Below are 6,702 nucleotides of genomic sequence, written 5' to 3'. Positions count from 1 at the left end.
GCGTCGCGCTACTGCGCGCGGCCCGGGAGCCGTCCGAGGGCGGGAGCGCACGCGCAACCCCGGAGGCGAGCCGCGGCGGGCTGGTCGACCTGTTGAGGGCTGCGGCCTGGGCCACCGAACTCCTGGCCAGCGAGGGGGCCATTGTGCTGCCGCCGGCCGCCGGTGAAGTCGACGCCGGTGAAGCCGACGCCGGTGATGACGCGCCCCAGATGCTTTTGAAAAACGCCACGCTGCGCTGGCACCGGGGCCAGCTCGACGCCTTCGCCGACTCCGAACGTGGCCGCGCGCTGGCCCGGCTCATCCTGCATCCGGCCTCGCTATTGCCCCGTTATGCCCGCGTGCACCTTGAAGGCGTCAGCCTCGACGCCCTCCCCGGCCTGACCACCCAGCGCACCCTGCCGCGCCGCGGCTTCCGAGGTGAGTATGGCGGGGAGTTGGACGTCTTTATCGAAGCCATTGCCGGCTTCGACGCCCTGCCCGACACCCTGGAGCCCGAGCGAGGCTACGCCCTGCGCGCCGCCCTCTCCCTCTCGGAGGGCTGGATCGACACCGAGGCCCTGGCCGATGAACGCCTCGAAGGGCTCAACCTCGACGCCCACGGCCAGGGCTGGCTCAACATCGACCGCCCCGCCCTCTCCACCGAAGACGCCCGCGTGAGCTTCCGCGGCGTCGACGCCCGCCTCGACGCCTCTCTGGATCTGAAACCCGGAGAACGCGCCCTCAGCCTGAAGCTCTCTTCCCCTGGCGAGATCGCCTGCCAGAGCCTGCTGGGCGCCGTCCCCGAAGCCCTGCTCGGCGTCGTCGCCAACGCGCGCGTCGAGGGCGATGTCACCCCCTCCCTCGATCTGATCCTGGCCGAAGAGCTCTCCCGGGTGCGCGTACGTATCAGCGGCTTTGAAGAGACCCCCTGCCGCTTTACCGGCCTGCGCATCCCCTACGCCGAACGCGCTGAGGTCGCCTTCAATATGGAGCGCGCCCGCGTCTACCCCACGCGCCGCACCCTGATCGCCCGCCCCGACGATGACCCCACCCCCGAGAGCGTCCCCCCGGCGCGCCACGAGCTCGTCGGCGACTTTCTGCTCTTCGGCCCCACACCCCAGCCCGCCGAGGAGGAGCCCCTCCCCGACTGGCATCGCTACCGCCGCGACGTCGGCTGGCTCAACGGTCCCTTCATCAAAAAAGTCGAGGAAGGCGTCAGCGAAGACGCCAACATCCGCGTCGGCCCCGGCACCTCCAGCTACGTGCCCCTCGACGAGCTCCCGGGCTATGTGGGCGGCGCGATGTACCTGAGCGAAGACATGCTCTTCTACTCCAGCCGCGCCCTCTCCACCGCGCTTATCAACCGAGCGCTGCGCATGAACATCTCGCGCTCGCGCTACGTCTACGGCGGCTCCACGCTGACCCAGCAGCTGGTCAAAAACCTCTTTTTGACCCGCGATAAGACCCTCTCTCGTAAGATCCAGGAGGTGATCATCGGCTGGCGCATCGACGAGATCGTGCCCAAAGAGCGCGTGCTCGAGCTTTACCTCAACGTCATTGAGTTCGCTCCGGACGTCTACGGCATCGGCCCGGCCGCGCGCTTCTATTTTGAGAAAGACGCCCGCGAGCTCACCCCGCTCGAAGCCATCTTCCTGGCCAACCTCAAGCCCGCTCCCTGGGAGGGCCCGCGCCTTATGCGCCGCGGCCGCACCCCGGAGCGCGGCTGGTGGATCGAGCGCACCGCCGAGATCGGCCAGCGCCTGGTCGACTACAACTACCTAAACCCGGCCCAGGCCGCCGCGATGGCCCCCTACGTGGTGACCTGGCCCGAAGCCCGAGTCGAGCTCGAGCGCGAGCGCTACCGTCAGGCCCGCCAGGCCGAACGCGAGCGCCAGCAGGAGATCCGCGAGCGGCTTCGCCGCAGCGCGCAGCGCCCCTCGCCGTGAACGACCCGCCACAGGGGGATCGCCGGGCGCTCACCGCCCGGCCATGATTGCCACCTGCCCCCATCGTGATTAGAACTTGCAGGCTTTCGCGCCCCTTTCTGTTCATGCGCCCCCAAACTTCAGGAGCCTCCCGGTGGAACTTACCCGATATACCCTCGACAACGGCCTGACCGTCCTCCTCCAGCCCACCGCCACCGCCCCGGTGGTCGCCTGCAATGTGTGGGTGGGCGTGGGCAGCGCCGACGAAGAGCCCTTTGAAGCCGGCCTGGCCCACGTGCACGAGCACATGCTTTTTAAGGGCACCGAGCGCCGCAGCGTCGGCGAGTTGGCCCGCGAGATCGAGTCGGCCGGAGGTCATATCAATGCGTTCACCTCCTTTGATCAGACCTGCTACTACGTTGTGATGAGCAGCCGCTTTATGGAGACCGGCCTCGACATCCTCTCCGACGCCATCCGCAACTCCTCCTTCGATGCCGAGGAGCTGGGCCGCGAGCTTGAGGTCATCCAGGAAGAGATCAAACGCGGCGAGGATAACCCCTCCCGCGTCGCCACCCAGCAGCTCTTTGAGACCGCCTACACCACCCACCCCTACCGCCTCCCGGTTATCGGCACCTCGGAGTCGGTCGACTCCTTCGATCGCGACGCCGTCCACGCCTTCTTCAAAAAGCATTATGTCCCCTCCAACATGGCCGTCGTGCTCGCCGGGGACTTTGAGATCGACGAGGCGAAGGCGCTCGTGGAGCGCTACTTCGGCGACTTTGACGGTTACGACTACAGCGCGGTGGTCCGCCCCTCGGAGCCTGCCCAGCAGGGCGTGCGGGTGAGCGCGCGCCAGCGCGACATTCAGCAAAACCACCTGCGCGTAGCCTTCCACATCCCGGAAGCCGTCCACGAAGATATCCCCGCGCTCGACGTGCTCAGCATCATCCTGGGTTACGGCGACGCCGCGCACCTCTACCGCGTCATCGAACGCGAGGAAGAGCTGGTCAACGCCATCTACGCCAGCGCCTACAGCCCCCGCGAGGCCGGGCTCTTCTTCATCGGCGCCGACTTCCAACTCGACGCCGCCCGCTCCGAGACGGCCCCGGACCACGTGCTCAAGCGCGTGCTCGAAGAGACCTTCCGCTTTGGCGAAGTCGCCCCCAACCAGGTCGACGTCGAGCGCGCTCGGACGCTGCTTGAGAGCCAGGCCATCTACGGCAAGCAGACCATCGAGGGGCTGGCCATGAAGATCGGCCACTACCAGATGGTCGCCGGCGACCCGGAGTTTGAGCAGCTCTACTACCAGCGCCTGCGCCAGGTGACCCCGGCCGATGTGCAGCGGGTCGCCAAAACCTACCTACGCCTCGACAACACCTCGGTGGCCTTGCTCAGCCCGAGCAGCGAGCCGGCGATCGGCGAAGAGGCCCTGGTGAAGAGCGCTCAGGAGGCGCACGCGCGGGTGCAACACGAGGTCGTCGACGCCGGCGCCACCGCCGACGACGAGGGCTTTGTGCGCGTCGAGATCCCCGATGGTCCCACCCTCATCGTGCAGGTGGACCGCAGCGTGGAGACCTTCTCCATGCGCGCGCTCACCCTGGGCGGCCTGCGCTACGAGACGCCCGAGAGCGCCGGCCTCAACCAGATCCTGGCCGAGCTCCTCACCGAGGGCACCGAAGAGCGCAGCTCGCTGGCACTGGCCAGGGAGGTCGAGTCGATGGCCGCCTCCATCGGCGGCCTGGCCGGTCGCAACTCCTTTGGCCTGGGCATGACCGGGCTGACCCGCTTCTTCGATCGCTGCTTTGACATCTTCGCCGACGTCCTCAACGGCGCCACCCTCCCCGATGAGGAGTTTGAGCGGGTGCGCAAGCTGCAGCTGCAGAAGCTGCGCGCGCGCCAGGACCAGCCCGGCGCGGTCAACTACGAGCTCTTCGCCCGCACCTTCTTTGGCGACCACCCTTACGCCTACCCGATCCTGGGCACCGAAGAGAGCCTCACGCAGCTCACCGCACAGCAGCTCCGCGACTACCTGGCCGAGCGGCGCAACCCCGGCCAGCTGGTGATCTCGGTGGTCGGCGACGTCGACATTGACCACACCGTGGCCCTGGTCGAGCGCTACTTCGTGCGCCCGCACAGCGCCTCGGTGAAGATGCCCGCGATCGCGCCGGCCCCCTCCTTTGAGCAACCAATGCTGGTCAGCCTGCCCCTGGAGAAGGAGCAGGCCCACATCATCGCCGGCTTCCCCGCCCCGCTGCTCGGCAGCCCGGAGGCCGACGCGCTCGAGCTGATCGACGCGGTGCTCTCCGGCCAGGGCGGCCGCCTCTTCTACGAGCTTCGCGATCGCCAGAGCCTGGCCTACAGCGTGTTCGCCAGCGCGATCGTGGGCCTGGACGCCAGCGCCTTCACCGTGCGCATCGGCACCAGCCCCGAGAAGATCGAACAGGCCGTGCTCGGCATCCGCGAGCAGATCGAGCGCCTGCGCACCGAGCCGCCTACCGAGGACGAGATCGCGCGCGCCAAACGCTACCTCATCGGCAACCACGACATCGGCCTGCAGCGCAACAGCGCCCGCGCGATGACCTTTGGCCTCGACGAGCTCTACCGTCTGGGTTACCGCCGCTCGCTCGACTACGGCGACCGCCTCAGCGCGCTGAGCGCCGAGGACCTCAACCGCGTCATCGAGACCTACCTCGATCCGCAGAAGATGGTCGTCGCCATCACCCACCCCTCCGAGGTCCAGATCGACCCCGACCTCCTCAAGGGCTGATCCTCATGCGATACGCGCCCCTTCGGGGCGCGCTTTTCTCCCAAACGCAAAGAAGCGCGGCTCCTCAAGGAGCCGCGCTTCTTTGCGTTCCATCATACTCTCGGCCAGAACGCTCCGGCCGGATCGTGCTAACTATCAGAAGAGGTCGTCGATGCGCTCAAGCAGCCGCTCGGTCTGCTCGACGGTGCCCACGCTCATGCGCAGGCAACCCTCCAGACCGGGGTAGCTGGAGCGGTCGCGCACATACACACCGCGCGACTCCAGCGCCTCGAGGGTGCCGGCGATGTTGGCCACGCGCACCACCACGAAGTTCGCCGAGGTGATGTACGCCTCGACCCCGCGGGCCTCAAAGAACTCACCAAGCATCCGCTTGGACTCTCGCACTTCGGCCAGGAAGGCGTTGAGGTAGTCGAGGTCACCCAGCGCGGCAATGGCGCCGATCTGCCCGAGCGAGTTGACGCTCTTGGGGTTGTAGATCCGACGCAGTCCGTCGACCAGCGCCGGTGACGCCGCAAGGTACCCCACCCGAAGCCCCGCCAGCCCGAAGGCTTTGGAGAAGGTGCGGGTTACGATCAGGTTGTCGAACTCACGCACCAGGTTCACACCCGTGACCTGGCTGAACTCGAAGTAGGCCTCATCGAGCACCACGATCGTCTCGGGGAAGTCACGGCAGAACGCGGCCACGACCTCCGGATCGAAGACCATCCCGGTGGGGTTGTTGGGGCTGACCAGGTAGAGCAGGCGCGTCTTGCGGGTCATCTGCGCGCGGATGCCCTCGAGGTTCGGATCAAACGCGCTCTCACCGCGCACCGTGATCACGTTGGCGCCGCGGCTCTGCGCGAACACCATAAAGTGATTGTAGGTGGGCACCGGGATGACCACGTCATCGCCCCGATCCAGATAGGTCGAGCAGATCAGGTGCAGAGCGTCGTCGCTGCCGTTGGTCACGAGCAGCGAGTCGGTGCTCACGCCGGTGTAGTCGGCAAGCGCATCAAGCAGCTCCACACTGCCCAGACGGGGGTACCAGTTCAGCCCCCGACCGTGGGTCAGGTATTGCGCAATCGCCGCCGTCACCCGCGGGCTCGGCTCAATGGTCGACTCGTTCCAGTCGAGCTTGAACACCGTGCGATGATCAGGTTGCGCCTCAATGGCCGCCTGGCTGCTCACCGCCTCATAGGGGGTCAGCGCCTGAATGGTGGGAGCGACATCAATACGAGCCGCAGGTTGGGGCACCGCCCGCAACCGTTGCGCCTCTCGCTCACCCTCTTTGCTCGCTACATCCACCATGCGTAAGTCCAAATTGGCATTCGACATACGTCCCTCAACCATCGCTGGTAACTTCGATTCGACCAGCAACCAAGCCGGCCAACAGGGCCCGCTTGAAACTGCGGTGGTATGGCATAATGACTCACCAGCGTCAAGAAGGGGACGAAAACCCCTTCAAAAGATTCATCGCCATTGTCGACGCAATCAGCGCCGTGCCAAGTTTTTGCCCGGCACCTTTTTGTGTCGCCCGTGCGCGCTATTTGCGCTGAGGGCGGGGGCCCACCTACACTTCTCTACAAACGCGCGCAAGTCTCGCGTTTTCCAAACCGCCCAACGCGCAACCTTTGTTGAATACTCCGCCGGGCGACACGTCAGTACCATCGAGCCCGACCGGACCCACGGCGCCAGAGCCACGTCGCCAAAACGACGGCGAGAGCGCCAACCTCGCACCTACCCGGAGCTTCCTCATGAACTCGACCCTGCTAAAGCCGATCACCTTCGCCCTGGCGCTCATGGTCAGCGTGCCTCTGGTTCACGTCGGCGTAATGCGCGAGGCCCAGGCCGGCCCGGGCGATGTCCTTAGCGAGTCGCGTGACGAAGATGCGCCGCGGCGCCATAAGATGCAGCGACGCGATCGCAGCGAGCGCAGCGAGCGCAGTGATCGCCGGCGCTCACGACGCGACCGCAGCGAGCGGCGCACCACCCGCACCACCCGCCCTCGACCCTCGGCCGCACGTCCGGGCGCGCGGCCGGTCGGCCAGCCCC

4 protein-coding genes are annotated in these 6,702 nt (G+C 66.8%); 3 read left to right on the top strand and 1 reads right to left on the bottom strand.

From position 1 onward, the window contains the following. Together FRC96_RS16200 and FRC96_RS16195 are read left to right on the top strand one after the other, a co-directional pair. A partial coding sequence (locus FRC96_RS16200; RefSeq protein WP_230470341.1) for a biosynthetic peptidoglycan transglycosylase occupies positions 1–1,925 on the top strand: 1,925 nt, incomplete at its 5' end. 133 nt (positions 1,926–2,058) lie between these two features. Beyond that, positions 2,059–4,671, top strand: a complete 2,613-nt coding sequence (locus FRC96_RS16195) for a M16 family metallopeptidase (protein WP_230470340.1) — start codon at positions 2,059–2,061, stop codon at positions 4,669–4,671. Positions 4,672–4,806: 135 nt separating this feature from the next. Here FRC96_RS16195 and hisC read toward each other — a convergent pair whose 3' ends face one another. Next, positions 4,807–5,985: a histidinol-phosphate transaminase gene (gene hisC / locus FRC96_RS16190; RefSeq protein ID WP_230470339.1), complete on the bottom strand. Its 1,179-nt coding sequence runs from the start codon at positions 5,983–5,985 to the stop codon at positions 4,807–4,809. A gap of 419 nt (positions 5,986–6,404) precedes the next feature. Between hisC and FRC96_RS16185 the strand changes: the two genes are divergently transcribed. After that, the coding region (locus FRC96_RS16185; RefSeq protein WP_230470338.1) for a hypothetical protein at positions 6,405–6,702 on the top strand (298 nt) is incomplete at its 3' end.

The sequence above is a fragment of the Lujinxingia vulgaris genome (assembly GCF_007997005.1).
GTDB lineage: Bacteria > Myxococcota_A > Bradymonadia > Bradymonadales > Bradymonadaceae > Lujinxingia.
Note: the sequence above shows the minus strand (reverse complement) of the source record. Positions and strands in the feature narration are given on the sequence as shown.